A 237-nucleotide genomic window follows, 5' to 3' on the forward strand; every position below is an offset into this window, starting at 1 on the left:
AGAGGTGGAAGATCGGTAACGGTTGGAGCTGACTGGTACTAATAGGCCGAGGACTTGTTACGAAGACGCTACGCATCCACTGTGCGGTTCTGGAAGAACCGAGCGGCATTCCGATCGCCGCAGGTACAACTCCACAGAGTTTCGGTGGTTATAGCGTTGGGGAAACACCCGGTCCCATTCCGAACCCGGTAGTTAAGCCCTTCTGCGCCGATGGTACTGCACTGGTTACGGTGTGGG

Annotated in this window: 1 rRNA gene; it reads left to right on the top strand. The window is 56.1% G+C overall.

Features of this window, described 5'->3' with window-relative positions:
* Positions 1–140: 140 nt before the first annotated feature.
* Positions 141–237: ribosomal RNA gene (gene rrf / locus ADL03_RS08830) — 5S ribosomal RNA — on the top strand; the annotation flags it as partial.

It is taken from the genome of Nocardia sp. NRRL S-836 (genome assembly GCF_001279525.1).
Lineage (GTDB): Bacteria > Actinomycetota > Actinomycetes > Mycobacteriales > Pseudonocardiaceae > Lentzea.